This window comes from Escherichia sp. 93.1518, from assembly GCF_013368915.2.
Classification (GTDB): domain Bacteria; phylum Pseudomonadota; class Gammaproteobacteria; order Enterobacterales; family Enterobacteriaceae; genus Escherichia; species Escherichia ruysiae.
This window is the reverse complement of sequence record NZ_JABWMT020000119.1, coordinates 1-315: the sequence shown is the minus strand read 5'-3', so window position 1 is coordinate 315 and position 315 is coordinate 1. Positions and strand designations below refer to the sequence as shown.

Annotated in this window: 1 pseudogene; it reads right to left on the bottom strand. The window is 56.5% G+C overall.

The annotated features are described in order from the left end of the window. Nucleotides 1–315, bottom strand: a pseudogene (locus tag HEN21_RS22705) (phage tail protein); the annotation flags it as partial.

Here is a 315-nt window from a genome sequence, read left to right as displayed (position 1 = left end):
ACGGCACCTGATACAGCCCTGTGGCCTCCAGATTATCCAGATAGAGATTCTGACCTGATTTCCACCAGTCATCATGTCGGTAAAAATCCGGCAAATCGATACCTGCAAGATGATAGGCATCGCGGAACAGCGTATAACAGTCTGTCACCCCGTGCTCAAAACGCCGCCCGGTGAGATGCGGCACACAGCGGAACTTATGAATCACTCCCCGGCAGACCAGCCACCACGGCAAATCACTCTGCATCTGCAGCCGCCTGTCAGCCTCACTCAGCCAGGGCAGACCACCGGGGTGGCTGTGGACCAGCGCCACAATCT